Source organism: Paenibacillus sp. J22P165 (assembly GCF_059692015.1).
On record NZ_JCAUAP010000009.1, the window covers coordinates 75,351 to 101,106 of the forward strand.

The following is a 25,756-nucleotide window of genomic DNA, read 5'->3' on the forward strand; positions in this document are numbered from 1 at the left end:
GTGCCCTCCTTAATCTTCATATGATATGGTATAAATAAAAGTGATGTCATTGTAGTCAAATAGAACAATGGCCAATAAATTCGAAAAAATGATAATCGTGCATCACTTTAGTGGTACTTCAAAATAATTGCACTCAAACAGGGCTCCACATACACGCATGCATAGTACCATTTGAAACATCAAATTCGTGCCTATAGAAAGGTTGCCCACAATATGCCTCAACCTATTACCTTAACTTTACCATGGCGCGTGGTTCCATTAACGGAAACAGCATGTCAGGAGCTTTGTACGTGGCGATACCAGGCTCCTTACGCCATTTACAACTGGCCATCCTGGGAAACCATGCTCGATAACCAATCGGAATTCGCTGATCCACAAATTAGGGACTCACAATATCGGGGAGTAGTGGATATAAACGGCACACTAATGGGATTCGTTCAATTCTTCCCGCTCGTTGGCGTCACGCGGCTAGGCCTCGGGCTTCGACCGGATCTTTGCGGACAAGGCGGGGCTAACAACCGCGGACTCGGTACGCAATTTGTTCAGCTGCTCGTAGCCGAAGCCCAACGCCGCTCCCCTGAGCAAGAAATCGACCTCGAGGTACTCGTCTGGAACGAGCGAGCGATACGCGCTTACCAGCGCGCTGGTTTCACGATGACAGACAACTACGAGAAATGGACACCAACTGGCCCCGCAGACTTCCACTGCATGGTCTACACCGGTCCAACCATCCTCTTAGCGCGTTAGCTCGGCATACGTGTGATCAAACTTCGCAGCGGTCCGAAAATCGAGCTCGGTCAAACCGCCAGCACTCCACGAGGTTAGGCGCAGCGTAACCATTTTATAATCAATCGCGATCATCGGATGGTGGTTCATGGCTTCAGAGAGTTGAGCGACTTCATTCACGAAAGCGATCGCTTGCAGAAAAGTAGTAAACCGATACTTCCGTACGATCCACTTGCTCTCCTCCGCTTCAAGGACCCACGTTCCCAAAGCGGCCAATTGCGCATCAATAGTCACTCGCTCTAACTTCACCCTCACCATCCGCTTCGCTCCTTCACTCGAACTCATACGCAACCGCGCCTATATCGCTCTCTCCCGCATACGTGCGAAGAAGCTCCAAGAACGGCTTCCCGTAGTTCCGGTATTTGACCTCACCGACCCCTTTGATGCGCAGCATCGCGGCTTCCGTAGTCGGACAGCTCTCACTCATCTCACGCAGCGTACTATCGGCGAAAATAATATACGGCGGCACCTTCTCACGCGCAGCCATTTCACGACGCAGCAATCGCAGCTGCTCGAACAACGTATTGTCCATCGCAGCAACAGCGCGAACGGGTTGTTTGCGTACCTTTTGATTCACGGGCAACTTCCCCTGTAGCACTTCTGCAGCAGGCTGCATCAACCGAACAACGGGATATTGCCCCTCGGACAACTGCAAGAAACCTTCCGAAATCAGCACATTGATTAACTCGGCGATCTCTTTCTCCGGCAGATTACTCATAATACCATGCGTCGGCAAGCGATCAAAGCGATACTCCATGATCTTCTTCGCTTTAGAGCCCTTGAGCACCGAAGCGACCATCGAGATGCCGAAGCGCTCGTTCATACGACGGATACAGGAAAAAATCTTTTGCGCCTCAACGGTAATATCGACCGTTTCCCGATCGTCCTTGCAGGAGCTGCAGTTCCCGCAGGTGTCTTGAATATTTTGCTCATCAAAATAATGTAAAATAGCATTCCGCAAACAACGCGGCGAATAGCAGTAGTCGATCATGGTTTGGAGCTTCTTATATTCATTCGCTTTGCGCTCGGGCGAAAGCTGATTCTGCTCAATTAGAAATTTCTGCGTCATAATATCCTGCGCACTGAACAACAGAATACACTCACTCGGTTCACCGTCACGCCCTGCACGTCCGGCTTCCTGGTAATAGGCTTCCATATTTTTCGGCATATTGTAGTGAATCACGTACCGCACATTGGATTTATCAATACCCATTCCAAAAGCGTTCGTCGCGATCATCACGCGAATATCATCATAGAGAAACGCCTCCTGCATGTAGGAGCGCTCATCATCCGAAAGCCCGGCATGATACTTGCCAGCGGCGAAACCTTTTTTACGTAACGTTTCGTACAAATCCTCAACATCCTTGCGCGTAGCTGCATAAATAATGCCAGGTTGATGCGTGTGTTCCTTCACGTAATTCTGTATGTAATCCCGCTTATTCTCACCACGAAGAATGGTCAATTCCAAATTATCACGCGAGAAGCCGTTGATGAAAATCCCTGCCCCATCCAAGTCCAACAACCGAGCAATATCCGCTGTCACCTCAGCGGTAGCCGTTGCCGTGAACGCAGCTACAATCGGCCGATTCGGCAGCTGCCGAATGAACGGCGCAATCGAGACGTAGCTTGGTCGGAAATCATGTCCCCACTGCGAGACACAGTGCGCCTCATCAATCGCAACCAGAGGCAGATTCAACGCCGCCATCCGCGCACGAAAACGTTCCGATTCCAAGCGCTCAGGTGCTATGTAAAGCAACTTATACTTCCCCTGCATAGCTCCCTGCATGCGCTGTTCCACTTCTCTAGCTTCCAACGTACTATTAATGAATGTGGCCGAAACTCCGAGCGCTCCAAGCGCATCCACCTGATCCTTCATTAAGGAGATGAGAGGGGAAATGACCAAAGTCACGCCCTCCATCAACATGGCTGGCACTTGGTAGCAGATCGATTTCCCACCGCCTGTTGGCATAATGCCTAAGGTGTCCTTCCCTTCGAGAAGGTTCGAAATAATATTTTTCTGGCCCTCTCGAAACTCGGGATACCCGTAAACCTGTTGCAGAACCTTTCTTGCTCCATCCAACATAGCTTCTTTACACCTTTCTATATCACAGTTCTGCCTGTTTTAGACCAAATAGATGACCGAAACTAACTTTTCGCCATCATGTACCTTGAGCACGTGATTACCAGCATCATGTTTAACTGAACCCGCTCCAACCTGCATCACCGGTGAACTGCCTAGTCCATAGAATATATCGTCAGCCAGCGTACGCAGGCATTCTTCCTGTTCACTCGCATCAAGCTCCTGCCAGTCTTCTGCATTCATCTCCAGCAGCTCGTAAAATCCATTCACCATTTCGATCCCACGTACAAAATCAGTCACAATGTCCTTATATTCACGCCCAAATTTAATACCCACTCGCGCAGTCTCCCTTCAAGAAGCATTTCTTATAGCTTCACTTTATCATATTCTAGGTGAGAATGCAGGGTTAACCCCTTTCGGCACGGATTAAAAATATCACCTTTGGCATAAACTGTGGAAATGGGCAATTTCGGAAAAAATCTGTTACTATGGAAGAAGGAATGCGCCGCTCGGAGGGTAGGAACGATCACATGTTGAAACTTCAAATTCCCAAAAATCGAATGAACTACCTCATTAAGCAAATCCCGCTTCACTTCGACGCCACCCGTCTGGAGCAAGGTTGGGAGTATTATCATAAAGGCCGCGTGACTGAGGTTGATCTCAAAGGGCTTAGTGTCCTGGCCACCGTCGCAGGCAAACAGATCCACACAGCAGAAGTTCATTTAGAAAATTTCGCAGCAAGTACCTGCACTTGCTCCTTTGAGGGCTTCTGTCAGCATATTGGTGCTGCGTTTTTCAGCTTATACGCCACTTATGGCCGTCCAGAGCTAGTACTACAACAGTTAAAACAACAAATCCATACACGGAAGAAACCAGCTCGCGGTGCCGCAGCCTCAGTTATACAAGAACGCAAAGCGGCCGCACAGGCGAATGTGCCTTTGGAAGAGAGTATGCCTAGTGATTGGCATCGTTTTTTTGAGGGGAAATTCCATGGTTTCTCCATTTCTCATCAGCATTCCATCGAAACCTTTTATGAGTCTGCTTTGGAATCGCTGCCGCCTTTTGCAGCGAACTGGCGCGATACGACGCGCGAGCTCTACATGTTCCACATTGTGCTATTCATGATGCGGAAGATTGAACAATTTTATCAAGAAACGAAGAGCTCTTACTTAAGCTACTACCATGAAAATGGGTGCAAAATCGCCGCCAAAAACTGCGAAGATAAACTTGTCGTATTCGTAGAGCAAATCGATGTGAATCGCTCTTTCCTTGCGGAACCGAAAATCTGGCTTTCGACGATGAAGATGGTCGGAGAATCTGCTCTGCAAGGCAAGGATAGCCCTGTAGATTGGCTGTTTGTTTACCGTTTCATCTGGTGGAAGCTAACCGATCAACCTAGCGCACAGAAAGAGGAAGTAACCCGTCTTGATAGCCTTTTGGCCAAGAAGGAACTGCTCCCGAAGAAGAAAGATACGTTGCTTGCGGCTAGGGCTCATTTTGATATTATGCAAGGGCATACCGAGCAAGCTTTCGAACGCCTTGGACAGCTGGCTCATCCGCAGGCCAAGGATTTCTTTCTCTATTTAAATAAATTTGCCAATGATGGACAGTGGGATCAGATGCTGATCTGGCTCCGTTGGCTATTCCCCTCGATTGCGAACGCGAATCACGATGACTTCCGGACTTTTTGCCAATATTGGCTGGATACGACGAAGCACTTGGCGAACGATAGTGAATGGGTACAGGTCATGGAGTCCTTACTCCCTCGTTCTTACTACTATTACACCGCTTATTTATTACAAACGAAGCGATACCGGCAGTGGGTAGATTTGCAACTTGCGAATCGTATTTCGCCCCTAAATCTGTATGGGATGGAGCTTAAAGCGATCGAGGAGCATGACTCCGCGCTGCTGCTTCCCCTCTATCATCAAGCAGCCGAACGGGCTGTTCTGGAGAAAAATAGAGCTTCTTACAAGACAGCAGTCCGTCTTCTTAAGAAGCTGCATAGCATTTATAAACACATCGGCCAGGATGACCGCTGGGAGCACTATATCTACCGCTTAGCGGATAAGTTCTCGCGTTTGCGTGCTTTCCAAGAAGAGCTCAAGAAAGGAAAATGGATTCGATGATCGAAACCAGCGCGCTGACCGTTCACGTTAGTTCCTTACCTAACGGATCATTATTTCTATGGGGTTCCCGTGAAAACGGCGGTATTTGGGATGCTCTTGATTTAAAACATATGCTTTTCGCCTGGCATCGCTCCTCCTTCTTCGGCACCTTCATGGAACCGAGTGAATGGCAAAATCGGGAGGGCATCGAGCTGCAGCCACTGGAGGCGCTCGACTATTTCAGCGAACCGCAGCCGGTTCAGCACTTACAATTAAAATGGCATGCTTCTTGCGCGGATGTCATAGCGCTTGCTCCTGCTATTCGTGAGTCGCTGGCAGCAGGCCGCTTCATGCCGGACTACGAGAAATGGAAGTCCGGCGAGATCGGTTGGAAGCTGCAGCTGCCCGAGGAGCTGCAGCTTTTGGAGACGCCAGCCGTTTCACGCTGGATTCATGCTTTGATCCCGGAGTGGGTCGATGCCGACGGGATCATGAAGGACAATTTACGCAAGCTGGAAGCTGCGTATCCGCTCATGCGCCGCGGCGATGTCAGCGGCGAGGTGTGGCTGGACGAGGAAGACTGGCTCGTCAGCATAGGTTGGCGTCAGGACCGGACGCCGATGCGGACGTGCCTGCAGCTCGTCGAGCCCGACCTGGCGCATGGCGCAGGCTGGCAGCTGCGCGTGCTGCTGCAGGACCGGCTGGCGCCGGAGGTGCTGCGCACCGTGACGACCGTCGGCGAGCCGGTCGCTGGTGAACAGCCACTGCCGGAGGCGTGGCTGCCTGAGCTGGGCCGTGTCGAGCGCGACACGGCGAAGTGGGTGCGCATCCTGCCGTGGCTGGATGCGGGTGAAGGTGTCCTCCGTCAGTCGGTGACGGAGGAGGAGGCTTGGCGCTTCCTCGCAGAGGGAAGCGTCCGACTGGTTGAGGCAGGAACGAGCGTGTTCCTGCCTGCGTGGTGGGATCGCATCCGCAAGATGCGGCCGAAGCTGCGCGCGAAGATCAAATCTTCCGTCGGTTCTGGACGGGAGACGATGTTCGGGCTGACCCAGCTGATGCAGTTCGACTGGAAGCTGGCTGTTGGGGACTTAGAGCTGACGGAGGAAGAATTCCGTCAGTTGCTGGAGGAGAAGCGCAAGCTGATCCAGATTCGCGGCAATTGGATTCAACTCGACCCTAGATTCATGGCGCAGGTCGAGCAGATTATGAAGCAGGTGCACAAAAAGCAGGGACTTTCGTTCCGCGATGTGCTGGAGCTGCATTTTGCCGGTGATGCAGGCGGCTTATTACCTGCTGAGGATGATCCAGATGCTGCGCGTTACCTCGACATGGAAGTCGAGTTGAACGAACAGCTGCGCCACATGATCGACCAGCTGACGCAAACCTCCGCGATCCCGACGATTGAGCCCCCACCTAGCTTTCATGGCTCACTACGCCATTATCAAGTGGACGGCATCTCTTGGCTGTTGTTCTTACGTAGATTTGGCCTTGGCGGCTGCTTAGCTGATGACATGGGTCTTGGAAAAACGATCCAATGGATCACGTATTTGCTCACTGTGAAAGAGACCGAGCTGCCGGATACACCTTCGTTATTGGTTTGCCCGACCTCCGTGTTAGGCAACTGGCAAATGGAGCTGAAACGATTTGCCCCTTCGCTGCGCGTCCATCTTCACTACGGACCACAACGGTTAAAAGGTCCCGCTTTCAGTGAGAAAATCGTCGGCAACTATGATTTGGTTTTGACGTCCTACACGCTTTCCCATCTGGATGAGAGTGAACTTGGCGCTATTGCTTGGAACTCGATCTGCTTGGATGAAGCTCAAAATATCAAGAATGCTTACACAAAACAAGCTACGGCGATTCGCCGATTAAATGGCTTCCATCGCATTGCCTTAACGGGAACTCCAATCGAGAATCGGTTGACGGAGCTGTGGTCTATCTTCGACTTCGCCAATCCAGGCTATCTCGGTACGGTGCGAGAGTTCACTCATCGCTATGTGAACGCCATTGAGAAAACGCGCGATGAAGCGACGATTGGCAAAGTTCAGAAGCTGATCCGTCCGTTTTTGCTGCGGCGCGAAAAGAAGGATCCCGCTATTCAGCTGGATCTGCCGGAGAAAAACGAGTCCAAAACGTTCATCTCACTCACAGCGGAGCAAGGTTCGTTGTACGAAAACTACATCCAAGATATGTTCGATCGTCTGGATAAGCTTAATGCCATGGAGCGGCGCGGCCTCATCCTCGCTGCATTAACGAAGCTCAAGCAGGTATGCAACCACCCTGCTTTGCTGCTTAAAGAAGGGCTCGGCACCCCGTGGAGCGGACGCTCCAACAAGCTAGAGCGCTTGCTCGAAATGGTGCAGGAGCTGCGCCAAGAGGGCGACAAATGCTTGATTTTCACGCAATTTGTCGAGACCGGCAACCTGCTGCAGCATGTGCTTCAGCAGGAGCTTGGCGAAAAAGTGTTGTTCCTGCACGGCGGAACATCGAAGAACGGGCGCGATGAAATGATCGCGCACTTCCAAAACCCTGATGACCAGCCGGTCGACGAGCAGCGAAATGTGTTTATTCTTTCGCTGAAAGCCGGTGGCATCGGGCTCAACCTGACGGCGGCGAATCATGTGTTCCACTACGATCGCTGGTGGAATCCCGCCGTCGAGAACCAAGCGACGGACCGTGCCTTCCGGATCGGCCAGACGCGTCACGTGCAGGTGCACAAGTTCGTGACGCTCGGCACGTTGGAGGAGCGCATCGACGAGATGATCGAGCGCAAGCTCGGCCTCAGCCAGCAGATCGTGGGCTCTGGCGAGAACTGGATCACGGAGCTGTCGACCGACGAGCTGCGCGATCTCTTCTCGCTCCGCCGCGAGTGGGTTGAGGCGTAGTGCCTCGGCTTCAAACACAAAAGAGGTTATCCCAAGCTTCACCTGGGGTAACCTCTTTTGTGCTCCATGCGTATCCTTTTTGTTCTCTCTATGTCGGTGTTCTGTTTATCCTCGTCCAATCCGCCATCACAAACTACATTCCATACCTTTTCTCGCCTATCGTGTCTAACTTCGGCTTTTGAGTAGCTAGCTCTTCAGCATCCTTTGCGCTACCCTCTTACCTTCCTCCATTATGCCATCGTTGACTCCTACGCCAGCTAGGAATTTAACTGTAAAAACTACAGTTATTAACGTCGTCTTTTCATACATTCACTAATTAACTGGAAATAGTACATCTATTTTTCCCATTTTCGATGATTTGGCGTGAAATGGATGAATTTAACTGTAGGTTTTCCAGCTAAACGCATCAAAGCGTCTTATTCGGCAAAATTACCTGTAGTTTTTCCAGCTATCCGTGCGAGTGCCGGTTGTGAGTCAGATTTGCGGTCTGCGGTCTGCGGTCTGCGGTCTGCAGTCTGCAATCAGCTGCTCCACCCTCTGCGCTCCACCATCCCCTGCCCCTCAAATCACCAAATCCAAAAACAAATAATATCCCTCACCGATTGCACAAGAGTAAGTCTGAATCTGTCGCGAGGTATCCAAGTCGGTGTAGGCTTGGGAGAGAATCCCTTGCTTCTGCAGGTTCATCATGAGGATATTGGAGATGAAATAGGGCCGCCAGGTCCAGTTTGCTTGACGATAGCTCTCATCTTTGCTCCACCCTTCATCTGTACGGGCATAGTTAGATGAAGTCTGGTAGCCATCGCCCTGGCATATGTACATGCGGATGCAATTGTCCGTGACGTTGCCTATAATTTGTTCGATCACAGCGTCGGCCTCTTCGGCGTTTGAGATGTGAACGGAAGAATTGATAAGTGCTTCCAGTCTTTGATGAACGCTCAAGAGATGTTGGTATCGTCCAAACTCATCTTGACCGAACGATTTGATTTCTTCCTCCAGCATGGCTTTATATGCATCCGGATGCTGTAGGTCAGGTTCAGCTTTTGAAAACAAAAAGCCCTGCACATATCGTGCTCCTACCTGCAATGCGCTACGCAGTTCTTGCTTCGTTTCGACGCCCTCAACGAGTAATGAGGCACCAATTTGAGCTGAAACGATGGAAAAGGACTGCATGACTGCCTTGTAGCCATCGTGTACGATACTCTTTTTCAAAATATTCAGGTCAACCTTCAAGATCTTCGGCTGCAAGCTCGCAATGCGATCAAAGTTACTAAAACCACTTCCCACATCATCAATGGCGATGGTGCATCCGAATTTACGATAGAGCTCGACAATCCATGTCAGCTCCTGGAGCTTGCCTGTGAATTCCTCCTCCGTAATTTCAATCACAATTCGTGAGGGGTTTATCTGGTATTTTTTCAATAGTTCAATTGTGGGTAAGACACCTGTTCGCTTGTAGGTTCTATAAATCCAAGAAGGCTTTAAGTTGATAAAAAGCTCGCTTTCATCAGAAGAAGCTGCAATTCGTTCTATCGCCTGCTCTCGCAAATATCGATCAATCATCAGGTGCATATCCTCGGAAATATCAGGATCTTGAAAAAAGGGACCTAAGCTCTCCACACCGCTTTCACGAACCCGTCTCCCCAGTGTTTCATATCCAATGATTCGTTGGTTTTGTAAGGAGATAATCGGTTGGAAATAGGGACGTACCTCATGACGCGGCGGAATCTTGATGTTTTTCACCAGCACAGTGCGCCTCCTTCTTAGAAAATTTTTATGTTATACGACTTAACATCCGTTCACTTGTTGACTCATATTTTAAACGACATTATCACTTTCCGCAATCTCTTATGGGAGAAAACATGACATAAGCGTTTTTTAAAGGAATTTGTTGAGGTTTGTCGAATTTCTATGGGATATTTCATTCTAATTAGAAGCTAGGTGAGCGATGGATATGAAAACCTTCACGAGATCACGTATCTCCATGTTATATGTCATTTTAATTGTTGTTTTGCTTGCTTTCGTCAGTGTGTACAACTACTTGGCTTCTCGAAATATGGAGAAAGAAAACAATGCGATCGTGAATCAGGCTATTCCGATTCTAACGACAGCCAATAGTTTATTGACCAGCTTAATTAATCAGGAAACAGGGCTTCGTGGTTACCAATTAGGTGGAAGTGAACAGTTTCTTGAACCTTACACCACAGGAAGAGACCAGGTTGCTATTGATTTAAACACGCTTTCAACCTACGACAAGAAGTATCCGACACTGCAAATCATTATTGATACACAGGCAGTACCTGCCATTACCAATTTGCAAAGATATTATGATACGACCTTAGAATTATTCCGTGCGGGAAAAATTGAAGAGGCAAAAGCTCGTGTCACTGGCGGTAAAACGCTGATGGATCGCTATCGAGTCATTCATACGAGTATCGAAAATAATATCGAACAGATCACCTCAACAGCTTACGAGGCCTCTCAGCAAGCTGGTCAAACCTCCCGTTTGATCACCCTAGTGGGCTTCATAATCGCACTTCTAGCGGGAGGTATGTCCATCATCATCTCCTTGCGTTCCTTCCAAGCGGAGAAAGAGCTTCGCAAGAGCGAAGAAACGTACCGCTATATGGCGGAGAGTCTCGAATCACAGAACGAGGAAATTATTGCCCAACAAGAAGAGCAGCAGGTCACATTGGCCAAGCTCTCGGAACGCGAACGGGATTTGGAACTCATTTCTTCTTATCAAGAAAAACTTACCGGCTATGTGAAGTTGACTGATTTCTTAAAACATACGCTGCCAGCTCTATTAAATTCGTTAGCTCATGATGCAGCGTTGGTCGTCCTCGAGAATCGCTCGGATGATGAAGCTGTCTCTTACGAGGTTATTCATTCCATTGGTTATCCCAAAGGACAGATTCAAGCTTCCCGCAGTGAACTCTTCGGGCCGTCCAGACGTGTATTCGATGAAGGTGTTGCCATTACACATACCCGTGATGTAACAGGCAATGAGCAAGGCATACACAGTGGAGTGCTGCGAGCCATTGATCATTACATTCCACTCACAGATGACAAACAAGAAGTCATTGGTTTTCTTTTGCTAACCAGTTACCAATGCTCACTCTATCAAGATGATAATCAGCGTCTGACCAAAGGTTTAGTACGCCAATTCGGATTAGCCTTCTACGCGCAGCTCGTGAATGATCAGAAGTTGCAACAAGCGGAGAGCTTAGCCATGCTGAATGATCAACTCACAGCAGAGAAGTTGCTATTAGAAGGACAACACGATTTGATTCAAAACATTTTGGAATCCGCCCACGAAGGCATGATGATGTGTGATTCCCAAGGGACGATTCTCTTCTCCAATCACCGGATGAATCAATATTTCGGGCTAGATGAACGTGTCGGTCAGAACTTCGTTGATTGCAGCTTTAACATTGGAGCCCAAAACCCTAGCTTTCATGGGGTAGCAGCTTCGATAGAGGCTTTGATTGACCGCTCGTTATCTCATTTGACACAACGTTTTAGTTTCCAGAGTGGCGAGCAGCTGCAACATGCAGAGCTCTACGCTACGGTTGTTAGCGAAGGAACGGAGCAGCAAGGCTATCTATTCGTATTCCGTGACCGTACGGAAGAAGAGCGCGTTGATGAAATGAAAAATGAATTTATCTCCATTGTTTCACACGAACTTCGAACTCCACTGGCCAGCGTGCTTGGATTTATCGAAATTTTATTGCATCGTGATCTTCCAAAAGAGAAGCAAAAGCGTTACATGGAAACTATTTATAACGAAGCACAGCGCTTGTCGAATTTAATTAATGATTTCTTGGATCTGCAGCGGATGGAGTCCGGTCGTCAATCCTACAACTTCGCACCGATTCATTTGCAATCTATCGTCAGTGAAATTGCAGAGCAATGGCAGGATAAGCAGCTTCATCAAATTGTCCTTCATCAACAAGAGCCAGAGCTGTGGGTACGAGCAGATGTTGATCGTATTCGCCAAGTGTTCGATAACCTCATTAGCAATGCGATTAAGTACTCACCGGCAGCTGATCATATCGACATTTATCTAACAGCACACGAAGGTAAAATTACGATCGCTATTCAAGATTATGGATTAGGTATACCTCAGGAAGCCAATGAGCATATGTTCTCTAAATTTTTCCGGGTCGATAACTCTGACCGCCGCCAGATTGGCGGCACTGGCCTTGGACTGGCCATCGTGAAGGAAATTGTAGAGGGCCACAATGGACATATCTCCTATACGTCTGAAATGGGCCATGGCACCACATTCCGAATTGAGCTGGATCAATATGAAATTTCTGGCCTAGACGGGAAAATCGTTATTTTCGAAGACGATGATAATTTGGCCAAATTAATTCAAGTCGCCTTGCATAAATTGAACCTGCCTTCCGTCCAGCTGCGTTCAGCTGAAGAAGGGATGATTGCGCTGCGGCGCTGTGAGGGCGAAGGCCCGATTTTGTTCATCGTAGATATTCACCTGGAAGGCGAGAAAACGGGCTGGGATTTCATCGCAGATTTGTACAAGCACCCGTTGCACGCGCAAACGCCTGTTATTGTTTCAACAGCGCTTGATCCGCCTCATGACTATCATGAAAAAGAGATTGAGAAATACCTAAAAAAACCGTTCACGATGGAACGACTCGTTCAGGTAGCAAAACGCTTGCTCGACAATAAGAGCAGCTTAGCTTATGTTTTTCCTTTTCAAGACAAAGAAACGCTCTCCACTACCTTAGAACGCAACGGCATTAATGTACTCAAAATGGAAGAGAATCATGACATGATTGAAGTTGATCTCATTAGGCCATCGGACAAGTAACTGTTCATTGATCTCTCCTACCTTCCTTAGGTGGGGGAGATTTTATTATTCATGTAAAGATAGAGGGATTTCTATATAGAATCGCTAATATAGTAAAGTAATAGAGGTAAGTGCAGAGAAAGGGTGTGCCCTATGGCAAAGCTTGAATCCGCTTCCAATCCAGTACAAGGACGTAGTGTATGGGCGTTGTTTTTCTCCCTGCCCGTTTTCGCATGGGCGATGTATGATTTTGCAAATACCATTTTTTCTTCCAATATCGTAACTGTGTTTTATCCTTTTTACTTAAAAGAAACTTTAGGCAGCAGCGAGGAAATGAACCAGATTGCAAGTACTTTCATCACATATTCCAATGCGTTGTCCAGCTTATTCTTAGTGCTCTTATCTCCCTTATTCGGTGTCTGGATAGATCGTACCGGCAAAAAGAAAGCCTACCTCGTCCCCTTCACACTAATCGCAATTATCGCAACGCTTCTCATGGGAGCATCGGCCCTATGGGAGACAGATCAAGAATGGCTTGGACTCAATACGTCGATTCTTGGTGTTATTTTATGCTTCATGATCGCTAAGTTTTTCTATAACTCCAGCCTAGTCTTCTATGATTCCATGATCTCCGATCTGGGTAATGAACGTGAAATCCCCTTGATCTCTGGGTTCGGTGTAGCGGTTGGTTATGTAGGTACGCTCGTCGGCCTCATTGCTTTCTTGTTCGTTCATGATAACCACTTCGAGAGTACGTTCATCCCAAGTGCCGTCATGTTTCTCATCTTCTCCCTGCCGATTATGCTTCTCTACAAGGAGAAACATCAAAAGCCTGTGGCTAGCAACAAATCATTGCTTAGCGGCTATCGCGAGATTTGGGCAACGTTCAAGGAAGCTCGAAAATACCAGGCAGCCTTCACATTCATGATCGCCTACTTCTTCTTTAACGATGCCATCGCCACAGCGATTGCGGTTATGGCCATTTATGCCAATACAGTCATGGGCTTCTCCACGGGGCAGTTCATTCTACTCTATCTCGTGTCCACGGTGAGCAGTGTGATTGGTTCCTTCCTTTTCGGGTATGTCACGCGCAGCATTGGACCTAAGAAGGCGGTAACCATCGTCGCTCTTATCCTGATTGTCGCCATCTCCCTCGCCGCCCTTGCGACGAGCCAAAGCATTTTCTGGGTAGCAGGCAGCCTGTATGGCGTCTCCATGGGTGCTATGTGGGTGACGTCCCGCACATTGATTGTGCAGCTAACGCCAGAAGAAAAGCGCGGCCAATTCTTCGGCCTATTCGCCTTCTCAGGGAAAGTGTCCTCCATTGTAGGGCCTGCCTTATACGGATCAATTACTTGGGCTTTGGCATCCACAGGTAACTTAGCAAGCCGTGTGGCTTTGGGCTCCTTGCTCGTTCTCGTTATCATTGGTCTTATCGTTCATATGCGAGTTCCACAGAAATTGCAAAACCCCGCTTAGTTCATGTACAATTACTTCTAACCAGAGGAATCAGACACAGCAAACACTAGAGCATTCAAGGGCTTTAGTGTTTTTTTTGCAAACATCCAAGGTGCCCGCACTACACAACCTAGTCAGACACAACTTATCGTACAGGCGTTCTCATCAGAGAGAGGGGATATGGAAATGGCTTTGCGATACAAACGAGTCCTCATTAAACTTAGTGGCGGGGCTGTAGCAGGCAACGACTCATTTGGCTTCGATCCTACACAGCTGGATCATATCGCCAATGAAATTATGACCGTCGTGAATTTGGGCGTTGAAGTGTGTCTTGTGATTGGCGGGGGCAATATTTTCCGCGGTAATATGGGTGAAAGCTGGGGCATCGAGAAGGCCGAAGCAGATAACATCGGCACACTGGCGACCGTCATCAACAGCTTGATGCTGCGCGGTGTATTAAAAGCGAAGACAGACGCCGAAGTTCGCGTCATGACTGCTATTCCGATTGCTTCCGTAGCGGAGCCCTTCATTCGATTACGAGCCATTCACCACTTGGAAAAAGGGTACATCGTCATTTTTGCCGGCGGGAATGGGCAGCCTTACGTTACGACGGATTACCCGTCAGTGCAGCGTGCCATTGAAGTGAATTGCGATGCCATTCTTGTGGCTAAACAAGGCGTCGACGGCGTCTTCGACAAAGATCCGAAGCACCATCAGGAGGCACTCCAATACAAATCCCTCCATTACAATGATGTCATTCAACATAATCTGAAAGTGATGGATCAATCCGCATTTATTCTAGCGCGGGACTACCATGTTCCGATTCATGTGTTTAATTTCGACAAGCCTGGCTCGATGAAGGATATTTGCGCGGGGCTAAATACGGGCACCATTATTAGCGGCTCTTCCGAACTCATTTATCATTAACAGTTTGGTATCCACTCCCAGAACAAAAAAAGGATAGACAGCAGAGAATTTCTGCTGCGCTATCCTTTTATTTTAACTCAGGAGAAGCACGTAGTAGTCTTGCGCATTTCTCGTTGCGAAACCGCAAGATTCATACAGCCCTAGCGCCTTCTCATTCTCAACCGAAACTTCCAGCTTGATATTCTCCGCCTTATCTCGCTGCTTTAATTCCGTAATCGTCTGGCTCAAAATTTGGCGACCATACCCTTTGCCTCTAACTTCAGGTAACACACAAAAACCATAAATAAACCCACTTACACCCGGCTCCACCATCGCACCAAGTTTGCCAATCGGCTCTTTGTTCTCACCAAGTTCCGCAATCCAGGTACGTTCCTTCTCACCTGTAATCGTCTGATTCACGTAGTCACGCGTGTCGTGCTCCGTCATATCGAAGCCTGACATATTCAGTTTCACCAACAACTCTGTATCTGCACGATCCGCTAAGCGAATGCTGACTTCCGTCTGGTTGGAAGCTGGAGGAACGATTTGCTCTTTCAAATCCATCACATATTCGGAAAAGGAATAGTACGCGCTTAGCTTCGACAGAAAAGCTTTGCCGCTCTTGGATTTGTGTTCATTGATGAAAATAAGCTTCGGAACCCCACGCTTTCTACATTCTTCGATTGCTGTCTGAACGAGACTTCCGTAGATGCCTCTTCGCCGCGCATCCGGATGCACCATCCCGCTGATTTCCACTTCGGTGGCGAGAAAACTGTAGATAGCTAGAAAGCCAATAATCCGGTCATTTTCGTAATACACGAAATCATTAGTCACGCCAACTGGACGGCTGGATAACGTGCTCCAGTTTAGTTTAATTTCGATATCCTCGTGCGCATTGCAAATCTCCCATAAAGCCTTAACTTCCTCCAACTCTTCCGGGGATAAGCCTGCTCTTGCATAGATGCCTTGTTTCATATGTTGTCCTCCATTAATCATCTCATTCATATGGACTTACCTGCTGTCATTATACATGTCTGGGCCCTGCGGTGGTAAGCTAATAAATCATTCTAAAAATATTTTCGTGCAGCAGTGAACGATCTTCACGAGCTGTTCGTACTATCTATGAAACCAGGCAGAGAGGATGTTCAAACACTTGGAAGAGCACGAACTCATTCGTCGAGCCATGGTAGGCGACACCGCGGCTCTGTCTCAGCTACTCCAGCAGCATTATGCATTTGTGTATAAATATCTGGTCAAAATCACACTGAATCCCGCCCAAGCCGAGGATCTCACGCAAGAAACAATGGCCCGATGTATTGAAAAAATAAAGCTCTACAACGGTACTTCGAAGTTCTCGTCCTGGTTAATCACCCTCGCAACTCGGTTGATGATCGATCAAGGGAGACGCCGCCTTTGGGAGCGCAAGTGGCAGGACAAAGAACAGCAGCAGACCTTGCGCCAGCTGCAATGGCAGACAGCCCATCACACGGATGATGCTTGGCCAGAGGTGTTAGATGCTTTAGCTAAAATGTCACGTGAGAGTCGCATTCCGCTCATTCTTAAGCATTACTACGGATACACCTATGAAGAAATTGGCGATATGCTCTCCTTGGCAGAAGGCACCGTGAAATCGAGAGTGCACCATGCACTGAAACAACTACGAAAGGAGTTGAACTAGATGGACGAAGATTCACAAAAACGGCGGAAGCGCGAGACATTGGGCGGGGTACCAAGCAAGGTGCAAGTTGGCAGCAATCAGCCTCGAGCTAGCGAGGACCAAGATGACGAGGATGTCGCTCGACAATTGCGCGACGGACTTCATCTGCTCGATGCTGCCATCCAAGTTCCAACCCCCAGTGCAGCTTGGTTTGACCAGCATATCGCCGCAACGCAAAGCAAGCGGAAATCCAAGCTAATCCGTGATCTAGTCATCCTATGGATCGGCGCCATGTTCTTGTTTTATGTGTTTTATCTGACGGTGACAGCTCAGCCTGTTGCCTTCCTCTCCATCCAAGCTGCGGCGATATTCATTCCGTTAGCTTGGCTTATCTTAAGAAAGCAGGTGGATTCTCATGACAACAACTGACTCCAAATTCGATCAACTTCCCCTCTGGGCATGGATTAGTCTTGCCCTCATTATGCTCATCCAAAGCACATGGCTCTACATGGACTCTCGTAAGCGCGGTGCTCGTCACCCTTGGTTTTGGGGCATTTGGGGCATTATTCAGGCCCCGGTTCCCACCATTGTTTATCTCTTTGCGGTTCGTAAAATTCACCGTAAATAATCTGCACGCATAGAAGCGGTTGCCTCCCTGGCAGCCGCTTTTTTTCATGCCTAACTAGATACAAGTATTGGAAAAAATCAAAATCGTATTGACTTCCTTCTGTCGTGTAGGCTATGATTTGGGTGTTATTTTACTAACTTAGTAAATTAGTAATTTAGTAAATATTATTTCGAAAGGAGTAAGTCCCTTGTTAAAAAATCATTATGTGCGAACCATCCTCCTATCCCGTGTGCTCCTGCAGCTCGGCATTTGGATCCGAAATTTCGCCATTCTCCTCTACATCTCGGACATTACGCACAATAATCCGCAGTATCTTTCCCTCATTTCTATTGTGGAGACGGCACCTATTTTCATCTTCGCTTTTATTGGCGGCACGTTTGCTGATCGCTGGCAGCCGAAGCGGACCATGGTTTGGAGTGATCTTTTATCCGCTGCAACCGTATTTCTTGTCTTGTTGACCCTGTTATCTGGCTCTTGGTATGCCTTGCTCATCGGGACGTTCATTTCTGCGAGTTTATCGCAATTCTCACAGCCATCTGCCATGAAGCTATACAAAAAGAATGTACCCGCGGAGCACCTCCAAGGTGTTATGGCCATGTCTCAATCTCTCGTTGCGATTTTCATGGTCCTAGGCCCTGTGATCGGTACGTTCATTTATTTAAACTACGGCGTGGAAGCTTCTCTTATCCTCACCGGTGTGATGTTTTTCGGATCTTCTTTCGTCCTTATGTTCCTCCCAAAAGACGAGATTGAAGAAGCCGCTTCAGGAACCACAAACTTCTTGAAAGAGCTGAAAGCCGGACTACACTATCTGTACACCAACCGTGCGCTCAGAACGCTCAGCCTCACTTTCGGAGTTACGGGATTAGCAGCAGGTTTGATTCAACCGCTTGCATTGTTCATCGCTGTGGAGAAGTTAGGATTAAGCAAACAGTCTCTACAATGGTTTTTGATGGCCAACGGGGCGGCTATGCTCATCGGGGGTACAGTCATTATGGGGATTGCGAAAAAGGTGAAACCGAAGTTTTTACTTGCTACTGGTTTACTAGTAAGTGCTGTTTGCACCATAGGTGTCGGAGCCTTTACCCTTGTATCCGTGACACTGATCCTGCAAATCGTAAGTGGATTGTTTTACCCCTGTATTCATGTCGGCATTCAAACCCTAATTATGCGTAACACGGAAGGGCCATTTATGGGGCGAGTGGGCGGTGCGATTACACCGATTTTCATGGGGATGATGCTCGTGGGGATGTCCTTATCCGGTTACTTGAAGGATACAACATCGTTACTAACGGTGTATGTGCTAAGTGGCGCTTTGCTAATGGCAGGCGTTGTGTTGTTAAACCCGCTTCTACGGAGAAATCAACAAACGGCCAAACAGCAAGCTATGTAGCGAAGTGTTGAATGGACTAGGGAGCAAGTTCTAGAACAGCTCATAAAACCATAGCTCCCTTTAAGGGCGAAAGATGATTAAATGGAATTTCTACAGCTAATTTCGCAGATTACGGTTCAATTCTCGAATTAGCTGGATTTTCTCCTGTTAATTCTCTACTTTTTGATGAGGGAAGGTGGAAACAGCGATAAATAGATGGAAGTTATCCAGTTAATCCTTTGTTTTGAGCTAAATGCTAGAAAATAACTGGACGTTTTCCAGTTATTTTCCTGGGTATGCGTTGAGTGTGGGTTAGATGGGATTGCTGCTGGTGTAATGAATTGGTTGGTGGATTAATCGAATTCGTGCTGCGTAGTTAGTCGTTTTGGGATGACATTGCGTGAGTTGCCCCGCATCACTTAGCCTGCTTCCTTAGTGCGTATTCCTCCGGCGTTTGGCCGAGTATTGATTTAAAATCTTTAATAAAATGCGATTGATCATGATATCCGAGGTCCATCGACAGCTTGGCCCAATTATGCGTATCATTGCCATCTGTGATCTCTGCTGCGCTTTGGATACGAGCGATTTTGATTACCCACTTCGGGCTGACTCCGACATACTGGTCGAAGAGGCGCTGCAAGGTGCGAATGTTCATTCGAAAATGCTCACAAATAGCGTCAACCTTGGTAATCTCAGGCTGTTCATACACATAGTCTACAATTTGATTAACCACTATCACTTGCTCATCCTGGGCAGGCAGCTTGGAGCGAATCATATTTTCAACCAGACTAACATTCCGTTCATCATCACTGTGACTGAATACTTTTTCTTCCAAGACACGCGGGTCAGTGTCGAAAACATCGCCAATACACAGTGCATTATTCAACATACTAGACACGTTTTCTTGAACGAAAGGGTAAAAGCCGCCTGGTTTAAATTTCACGCCAAACACACTTCCCTGTCCTTCAAGGCGATGTCCGTACTTCTCTTTCCCAGGACCAAAAATGGCCGATTTCCCCTGCTCTACAACAAGATTCACGCAAGGATTAGGAATAATATGCTGTGTATACGGGTCTTCACCTGCCAAGTCCCACTTCACAACCCAATAATGACGAACGAAATAGGCTACATCCTCATCTGGGGCATAGCGACAAAGCTGAAATTTGTGACCGCCTTGTTGAAAATTAATAATCCCCAAACTAGGCATGGGGGAATTGGGATTGGAATTTGTAGGCATATTAAACACTCCTTGTCGCGTTTTTACAATACATGGGAATATGGCATGCCATATGATAGGTAGGATCATAGATGCGAAGGAGTGTATGGCTTATGGAACTGAGATATGAATTTTATATTGGCGCAAGTACGAAGGAAATCTGGGATATACTCATAACGCCAGAGGGAACTCGGCAAATTTTATTCGGCAGCGTGCTGCATTCCACCTTTGAAATCGGCTCCGACTACTCCTATATTGGCCCCGGTCAAGATGGCGAGGAAACCGTGCATGTGTATGGCAAAATTTTGGCCTATGAACCGGAGAAACTTCTTAGTTGCACCGAACATGCCGGTCCTTCCTATCGGGAGAACCATGCTGATTTCGAATCTCGCATGACGATTAGCTTAGAAACCGTAGGTAATTGCACAAAATTGACGCTCGTCAATGATCAATGGACGCCTAACCACCCTAGCTTTGAAACCACGAAAGCCAGTTGGTGGATGATTCTAAGCAACATCAAAACCCTCGCAGAAACGGGGAAAACGCTAGATTTCGGTTGGTAGACGGAACAACTAGCGGATGCGTATTATTATACAGGATGTGTATAATCTCAAGTCAACCGTACAGGCAAATAAAACAAGGTGTCTCCTGTCCTATGCAGGGAACACCTTGTTTTTAGTGTCTACTGATACAATAACCAACAAATTACAATGGCAACAGCGCCAACGTCTCTTTTCCTTCCAACCCAGCAACCATCGCTTCCCAAGCATGCGGCTTGTTCGCGAGCACTGCATAGTACCGTCTCAGGAACTTCGCCACCAGCGCTGCAGGAATTTCAGCTACCTCTTCGTCGGTTGGTAGGAAGCATAGGTCCAGCTCCTCCACCGCTTCCCCATTGTTCTCCCAAGATGGATGCACATACGTAAAATCAATCCGCTTATAACCAAGGTGCGACAGCACCTCACGTCGAACGTAAGGATCCATCGGCTTAACGCCGCCGAAAGCATGCCCCTCAACCCGGTACGGGTCGTAAATTTCAGCAAACATCCCTTTCATCGGCTTACCTGACTCGGACGCCAAACGTTCCAAATCCTGCCACCGTTTTCTCGCAAGAAACCGCCCGATCCCCAGACCCGCCTCGCCAATAATCGTGAAGTCCGTCATCGCCACTTGGTCATCCTCGTAATAGCGATACTCCGTCGTGCCGACTACCTTGCCATCATGAACGGCCACAAACACGCGAATCCCTGGATCTTCAAGAGGCTCCCTCCACAACGCATATTCGAGCACTTCCTCCGGCGGAAATACCTCTTTCATCAAATCGTGCATCGATCGAAACAACGGATCCTCAATACTCGTTATACGTATGAATTCCATAAGGTCAACTCACTCCTATTTTAATATGTAAAAGGGTTCCGCCACTCCATCAACAACGCATGATTCAGCGATTCCTCATCCTCCAAATAATTCGCAACCACGCCTACTGGCGTCCGGCCGCATCGCAGCAAAAAGGTGATCACAGGGTCCTTCATCGTCCCGGCCATGATAGCCGCCACATAGTCGTCGGCACTCATCGTCTCCGCTACCTTGTGGTAGCCAGGCATCCGCCCGCCTCCAAGCAAACGAGCCAGCCCTAGCTGTACAACAACCTCAAACATCGACTGCATGAGCCATTTGCCAAGGCCGAACTTGCGGTATGCCGGCATGATGCAGACATCCACAATATAGAGTGTGTCACCCTCTGGACAATGTGTGCGGATAAAGCCCTCATCCGTGATCGCCGACCAGCTATGATCAATTGCCCCAGCCATCTGCTCACTATCTACCCGCAAGCCTGTGATCGATCCCACGACCTGATCCGCTACCTCCACGCACAGCGCACCCTCGGGAAACCGAGTCACATGCTCCGTTAGTTGCTCCTTGGTCCACCAAAGCTCCGAGGGAAAAGGTGGCGGAAAACTCAGCTGCTGAACGCGAATCAAGGCATCGAAGTCTGCTACACCGTACGTGCGTATGACCGCCTCTACAGGCGTGTCGCCATCAAACACATAAAGTTGTTTCCTCATCGTCTCATGACCAATCCGTGTATAAATCAGTGCGGCGATCGCGCCAGGTGGTGACGGAGCCTTTTTCCCGAACGAGCGTCAACAACGAGAGATCAAGATCAGCAGTGACAACCATATCACCGTTGATTTCCCCTTCAACAAGAATACCTTTGGGGGGGAACGGCACATCGTTTGGCGTAATGACAGCAGCTTGCCCGAAGTTTGCTCTCATGAAATCAACCGTAGGTAAGGCGCCAACAGTTCCCGTAGAAACCACATAGATTTGATTCTCAATCGTCCGGGCATGACACGTATACCGAACTCGATGGAACCCATGCCGATCATCCGTGCACGAAGGAGCGAATAGGACATCTGCCCCACGAGCTCTAGCCATTCGCACGATCTCTGGGAATTCCACATCATAACAAACCAGAATCGCAATTCTGCCTTTATCTGTATCAAAAACCTGCAGCGAATCCCCAGCGCCCATCCCCCATTCTTTCACTTCCGTTGGGGTAATGTGCAGCTTTTTCTGCTCGCCAATACGACCATCTGGATAGAACAGGAACGCTGTATTGAACAGCTTGTCCCCCTCTGCCGTAATGTGCGTACCACCAATTAAATGCATGCCCGTTTGCTGAGCAAGTCCCTGAAATAAGTCACGATACGCCTCTGTAAAAGAGGGCAGTGCCTCGATTGGCAATGCTTTGCCATTTTCATCTCCAATTGACATCAGCTGTGTGGTGAACAACTCTGGAAAAAGCACAAAATCCGCCTCAAACTCCTGCGCCACCTTCACATAATGCTCAACCTGTGCGGCGAACTCTTCGAAGCTGCTAATTGTATGTAAATGATATTGAACTGCTGATACCCGCATTTTCACTGTACAATCCTCCTTATCCCTTAAATAAAAACACAGACAGTCACCGGATCTTTCGGTTATAGCCGAACCAACACCCGGCCTCTAACCTTGCCTTCCAACACAAGCTGCGCTGCCTCCGCAACCCCATCGAGCCTAACTTCCTTATACACCGTCTGCTCCAGCAGCCGTGGCTTCAGCTCCGTTGCCATCCGCTCCCAGAGCGTCTTTCGCACGGCTGACGGGCAATAGACGGAATCAATGCCAAGCACATTCACACCTCGCAAGATAAAAGGATACACAGTCGCCGCAACATCTGCGCCCCCTGTCAATCCACTCAACGCCACGGAGGCGCCGTATTTCATCCGACTGAGCACATAGGCGAGCGATGCGCCTCCGACAGGATCAACCGCGCCTGCCCAATACTCCTTGCCGATAGGCTTGCTATCAGGCGGCGAGAGCTCCTCGCGCGAGAGTATGCGCGTCGCACCGAGCTCAAGCAAATACGCGTGATCAGCGGACTTCCCTGTGCTCGCCTCCACTTCGTAGCCGAGTGCGGCGAGCATCGAGACGCTGCTGCTGCCCACACCACCCGTTGCCCCGCGCACGAGCACGGGTCCCTCCTCTTTGCGCAGCCCATTCTGCTCCATTCGATGAATGGACAGGGCTGCTGTCAATCCCGCCGTGCCGAGAATCATCGCTTCGCGATGCGTCAGTCCTTGCGGGAGTGGCACGACCCAATCGGCGGGAACGCGCGCATACGCGCTGAATCCGCCGAAATGCCCTGTGCCCAGCTCGTAGCTGGTCACGAGCACCTCATCCCCCTCGCGATAGCGGGGATCAGACGAGGCCACAACCGTACCAGCCAGATCAATGCCTGGCACTATCGGGTACTGGCGAATCACTCGTCCGGTCGGACTGCAAGCCAGTGCATCTTTATAATTAATCCCGGAGTAGGCGACGCGGATCGTAACGTCCCCAGCGGGCAGTTCCTCGATGCGGATCTCTTTCATTTTTAAAGAAAACTGATCCTGTATTCGCTCAACGACCAATGCGCTAAAGCTATCCATGTCCGCTCCTCCTACCTCTTGCTATGACTTCACTTCATTCTATTAGTTTACTAAATTTTGTAACCGCATGCCATTCTCACCTGCATACAGACGCAATCGGATTTACGTGTCAACTCCCTATGACCGCAATCGCGGATGTGTTAACATTAAAACGACAAATTATCCAATTATCCTACAAATGATGGAGTGCGAACCATGGATCCAACGCTAACCATGTTCATTTCAATCGTCGCAACCTCGGGCGTTTTTACAACCTTTTTGTGTTTGTATACGTTTATCAAACGCAAAGAAATACCCGGAGCTTATACTTTCGTCATCTATACGGCTACACAGGCTATTTATATTTTTGCTCACGCATTTGAAATGGCCAGCGATACAATAATTGAGGTAAAAATATGGACGATTTTCGAGTACGTTGGTATCGGGGCTGCGCCCGCCATTGGTTTGCTCATTGTTATGCAATATATCGGCTTAAATCTGACACGCAGAAAAGTAACGGCACTCCTCCTCATTCCGGCCATTACCTTCATTATGGTGATCACCAACGATGCCCATCATTTGTTCTATAAAGATATCTTTTTCCGCGAAAATGCACCTTTCCCCACCACTGATGTTGTCATAGGACAATATTACATTATTCACGGGGCCTATATATTTGGATGTATGCTGGCAGCGGTCGTACTGCTCTTGCGCAGATGGCGTCAAACCAAGAAGGCCTACCGGTTGCAGCTAGCAACCTTAATTATGGGACAGTTCCTGCCGATGACAGGTGCGTTCGTGTACCTGATGGGGCTAACACCGTATGGCATTGACCCTGTGCCCATGATTCTTTGTATAACTTCTGCCATGTACATCTGGTCGATGGTGTCTACAAGAATGTTGACGGTTATTCCGATAGCGAAGGATCGTATTTTTGAAAGTATGCGTGAGGGTGCTGTCGTGCTGGATTCCGCCGATCGGCTTGTTGACATCAATGGCGCGATAAGTTCGATGTTCCCAGGCTTAACGACGGACATGCTTGGATTAACACTGGATGATGCCTGGATTCAGCTGTCAGGGACGCCATTTCCCGTGGAGCGAACGCAAGATGGCACCCAAGAAGAGTTTGTTTGGCGTGATGCTAATGGCAACGAATTCTTCTATCAAACCCGTTCCTCAGTTGTCCTTGGAAGCAGTTCGGAGTCAATTGGGAGTCTGCTGATGCTGATCGATGTCACCGAGCAAAAGCTGCTCCAAGATCAATTAAAGCAGCTTGCCTACTACGATGGCTTGACGAAACTGTTGAATCGCACGGAATTTATCCGTCGCAGTAAGGTTGTATTGGAAAAGGACCAGCTCAGCGAGAGATCGACATGTATCCTGCTTTTTGACATTGATCATTTCAAAATCATCAATGACACCTATGGTCACGACGTTGGTGATATGGCCATTCAGCATGTGGTAGCGATTGCGAAGCGAGTTGAGGCTGAAGTGCCTGGCGCACTTATTGCCCGTTATGGCGGTGAAGAGTTTGTCATCGCCTTGCCTTCCTGCTCGCAAGAACGCGGAGCCCAGGTTGCCGAACGAATTCGCGCACAGCTCTCAGATGAACCAATGCAAGGGAGCTCTAGCGCAATTGCTGTGACAGCGAGCTTCGGATTATCACAAGCGAGCCCTCGCAATGCTACGCTGGAGGCATTGCTGAAGCATGCCGATATGGCTTTGTATCAGGCGAAACGGGCTGGGCGGAATCAGGTTTGTGCATTTCATGAGCATTCAGAGCTTCGAAGTGTGCTTTAACGAAGGATAATCGCATTATGGCAAAAAAGTGAAAAAGGGAGTTCCCCTAGCGGGAACTCCCTTTCTGTTTATCTACGGAAGGACACGCCCC

The 25,756-nt window shown here is 48.6% G+C and carries 22 protein-coding genes; 12 read left to right on the top strand and 10 right to left on the bottom strand.

The window, feature by feature from the left end:
• Positions 1-213 precede the first annotated feature (213 nt).
• A complete protein-coding gene (locus AC58QM_RS22890; protein WP_497287174.1) occupies positions 214-747 on the top strand; it encodes a GNAT family N-acetyltransferase in 534 nt (177 codons plus the stop codon).
• Here AC58QM_RS22890 and AC58QM_RS22895 read toward each other — a convergent pair.
• The 3 genes from AC58QM_RS22895 to AC58QM_RS22905 are packed head-to-tail and all read right to left on the bottom strand — an operon-like array spanning position 736 to position 3,202.
• Complete coding sequence (locus AC58QM_RS22895) at positions 736-1,071, bottom strand: 4a-hydroxytetrahydrobiopterin dehydratase (protein WP_497287175.1); 336 nt, start codon at positions 1,069-1,071, stop codon at positions 736-738. The genes AC58QM_RS22890 and AC58QM_RS22895 overlap by 12 nt on opposite strands.
• Positions 1,058-2,869 carry a DNA helicase RecQ gene (gene recQ / locus AC58QM_RS22900; protein WP_497287176.1) on the bottom strand — a complete coding sequence of 604 codons (1,812 nt, stop codon included), beginning with the start codon at positions 2,867-2,869 and terminating at the stop codon, positions 1,058-1,060. The genes AC58QM_RS22895 and recQ overlap by 14 nt, the downstream gene beginning before the upstream one ends.
• A 39-nt stretch (positions 2,870-2,908) precedes the next feature.
• Positions 2,909-3,202: a hypothetical protein gene (locus AC58QM_RS22905; protein WP_497287177.1), complete on the bottom strand. Its 294-nt coding sequence runs from the start codon at positions 3,200-3,202 to the stop codon at positions 2,909-2,911.
• Between the two features lie 194 nt (positions 3,203-3,396).
• Between AC58QM_RS22905 and AC58QM_RS22910 the strand changes: the two genes are divergently transcribed.
• Together AC58QM_RS22910 and AC58QM_RS22915 are read left to right on the top strand one after the other, a co-directional pair.
• Positions 3,397-4,995: an SWIM zinc finger family protein gene (locus tag AC58QM_RS22910; RefSeq protein ID WP_497287178.1), complete on the top strand. Its 1,599-nt coding sequence runs from the start codon at positions 3,397-3,399 to the stop codon at positions 4,993-4,995.
• Positions 4,983-7,859 carry a DEAD/DEAH box helicase gene (locus AC58QM_RS22915; RefSeq protein ID WP_497287179.1) on the top strand — a complete coding sequence of 959 codons (2,877 nt, stop codon included), beginning with the start codon at positions 4,983-4,985 and terminating at the stop codon, positions 7,857-7,859. The genes AC58QM_RS22910 and AC58QM_RS22915 overlap by 13 nt, the downstream gene beginning before the upstream one ends.
• Before the next feature lie 561 nt (positions 7,860-8,420).
• Here AC58QM_RS22915 and AC58QM_RS22920 read toward each other — a convergent pair.
• On the bottom strand, positions 8,421-9,602 hold the full coding sequence (locus tag AC58QM_RS22920) for an EAL domain-containing protein (RefSeq protein WP_497287180.1): 1,182 nt from the start codon (positions 9,600-9,602) through the stop codon (positions 8,421-8,423).
• Positions 9,603-9,813: 211 nt separating this feature from the next.
• Between AC58QM_RS22920 and AC58QM_RS22925 the strand changes: the two genes are divergently transcribed.
• The 3 genes from AC58QM_RS22925 to pyrH all read left to right on the top strand — a co-directional run bounded on the left by AC58QM_RS22925 (position 9,814) and on the right by pyrH (position 15,060).
• The gene (locus AC58QM_RS22925; RefSeq protein WP_497287181.1) at positions 9,814-12,696 is read left to right on the top strand and encodes an ATP-binding protein; all 2,883 of its coding nucleotides are present in this window, start codon (positions 9,814-9,816) and stop codon (positions 12,694-12,696) included.
• A gap of 132 nt (positions 12,697-12,828) precedes the next feature.
• A complete protein-coding gene (locus AC58QM_RS22930; RefSeq protein WP_497287182.1) occupies positions 12,829-14,154 on the top strand; it encodes an MFS transporter in 1,326 nt (441 codons plus the stop codon).
• Between the two features lie 165 nt (positions 14,155-14,319).
• On the top strand, positions 14,320-15,060 hold the full coding sequence (gene pyrH / locus AC58QM_RS22935) for a UMP kinase (RefSeq protein WP_497287183.1): 741 nt from the start codon (positions 14,320-14,322) through the stop codon (positions 15,058-15,060).
• Between the two features lie 72 nt (positions 15,061-15,132).
• Here pyrH and AC58QM_RS22940 read toward each other — a convergent pair whose 3' ends face one another.
• Complete coding sequence (locus AC58QM_RS22940) at positions 15,133-16,014, bottom strand: GNAT family N-acetyltransferase (protein ID WP_497287184.1); 882 nt, start codon at positions 16,012-16,014, stop codon at positions 15,133-15,135.
• 178 nt (positions 16,015-16,192) lie between these two features.
• Between AC58QM_RS22940 and sigY the strand changes: the two genes are divergently transcribed.
• The 4 genes from sigY (at position 16,193) to AC58QM_RS22960 (ending at position 18,717) form a co-directional block, all read left to right on the top strand.
• Complete coding sequence (gene sigY, locus AC58QM_RS22945; RefSeq protein WP_497287185.1) at positions 16,193-16,717, top strand: RNA polymerase sigma factor SigY; 525 nt, start codon at positions 16,193-16,195, stop codon at positions 16,715-16,717.
• Positions 16,718-17,125, top strand: coding sequence for a YxlC family protein (locus AC58QM_RS22950; RefSeq protein WP_497287186.1), 408 nt, complete (start codon positions 16,718-16,720; stop codon positions 17,123-17,125).
• Positions 17,112-17,324, top strand: coding sequence for a sigmaY antisigma factor component (locus AC58QM_RS22955; protein ID WP_497287187.1), 213 nt, complete (start codon positions 17,112-17,114; stop codon positions 17,322-17,324). The genes AC58QM_RS22950 and AC58QM_RS22955 overlap by 14 nt, the downstream gene beginning before the upstream one ends.
• Before the next feature lie 187 nt (positions 17,325-17,511).
• Positions 17,512-18,717, top strand: a complete 1,206-nt coding sequence (locus AC58QM_RS22960) for an MFS transporter (RefSeq protein WP_497287188.1) — start codon at positions 17,512-17,514, stop codon at positions 18,715-18,717.
• Positions 18,718-19,111: 394 nt separating this feature from the next.
• On the opposite strand, the gene AC58QM_RS22965 is transcribed toward AC58QM_RS22960, so the two are convergent.
• Positions 19,112-19,933 carry a DUF6597 domain-containing transcriptional factor gene (locus AC58QM_RS22965; RefSeq protein ID WP_497287189.1) on the bottom strand — a complete coding sequence of 274 codons (822 nt, stop codon included), beginning with the start codon at positions 19,931-19,933 and terminating at the stop codon, positions 19,112-19,114.
• A gap of 92 nt (positions 19,934-20,025) precedes the next feature.
• On the opposite strand from AC58QM_RS22965, the gene AC58QM_RS22970 reads away from it, so the two are divergent.
• A complete protein-coding gene (locus AC58QM_RS22970; protein WP_497287190.1) occupies positions 20,026-20,475 on the top strand; it encodes an SRPBCC domain-containing protein in 450 nt (149 codons plus the stop codon).
• Positions 20,476-20,617: 142 nt separating this feature from the next.
• Here AC58QM_RS22970 and AC58QM_RS22975 read toward each other — a convergent pair whose 3' ends face one another.
• Genes AC58QM_RS22975 through AC58QM_RS22990 form a run of 4 tightly spaced genes read right to left on the bottom strand, consistent with a single transcriptional unit; the run spans position 20,618 to position 23,886 of the window.
• Complete coding sequence (locus AC58QM_RS22975; RefSeq protein ID WP_497287191.1) at positions 20,618-21,289, bottom strand: GNAT family N-acetyltransferase; 672 nt, start codon at positions 21,287-21,289, stop codon at positions 20,618-20,620.
• A 20-nt stretch (positions 21,290-21,309) separates the two neighbouring features.
• The gene (locus AC58QM_RS22980; protein WP_497287192.1) at positions 21,310-21,978 is read right to left on the bottom strand and encodes a GNAT family N-acetyltransferase; all 669 of its coding nucleotides are present in this window, start codon (positions 21,976-21,978) and stop codon (positions 21,310-21,312) included.
• A gap of 4 nt (positions 21,979-21,982) precedes the next feature.
• The gene (locus AC58QM_RS22985; protein WP_497287193.1) at positions 21,983-22,840 is read right to left on the bottom strand and encodes a carbon-nitrogen hydrolase family protein; all 858 of its coding nucleotides are present in this window, start codon (positions 22,838-22,840) and stop codon (positions 21,983-21,985) included.
• A 56-nt stretch (positions 22,841-22,896) separates the two neighbouring features.
• The gene (locus AC58QM_RS22990; RefSeq protein WP_497287194.1) at positions 22,897-23,886 is read right to left on the bottom strand and encodes an acrylyl-CoA reductase family protein; all 990 of its coding nucleotides are present in this window, start codon (positions 23,884-23,886) and stop codon (positions 22,897-22,899) included.
• 195 nt (positions 23,887-24,081) lie between these two features.
• Here AC58QM_RS22990 and AC58QM_RS22995 point away from each other — a divergent pair, with 195 nt between their 5' ends.
• Complete coding sequence (locus AC58QM_RS22995; RefSeq protein WP_497287195.1) at positions 24,082-25,665, top strand: histidine kinase N-terminal 7TM domain-containing diguanylate cyclase; 1,584 nt, start codon at positions 24,082-24,084, stop codon at positions 25,663-25,665.
• The last annotated feature ends 91 nt before the right edge of the window (positions 25,666-25,756 follow it).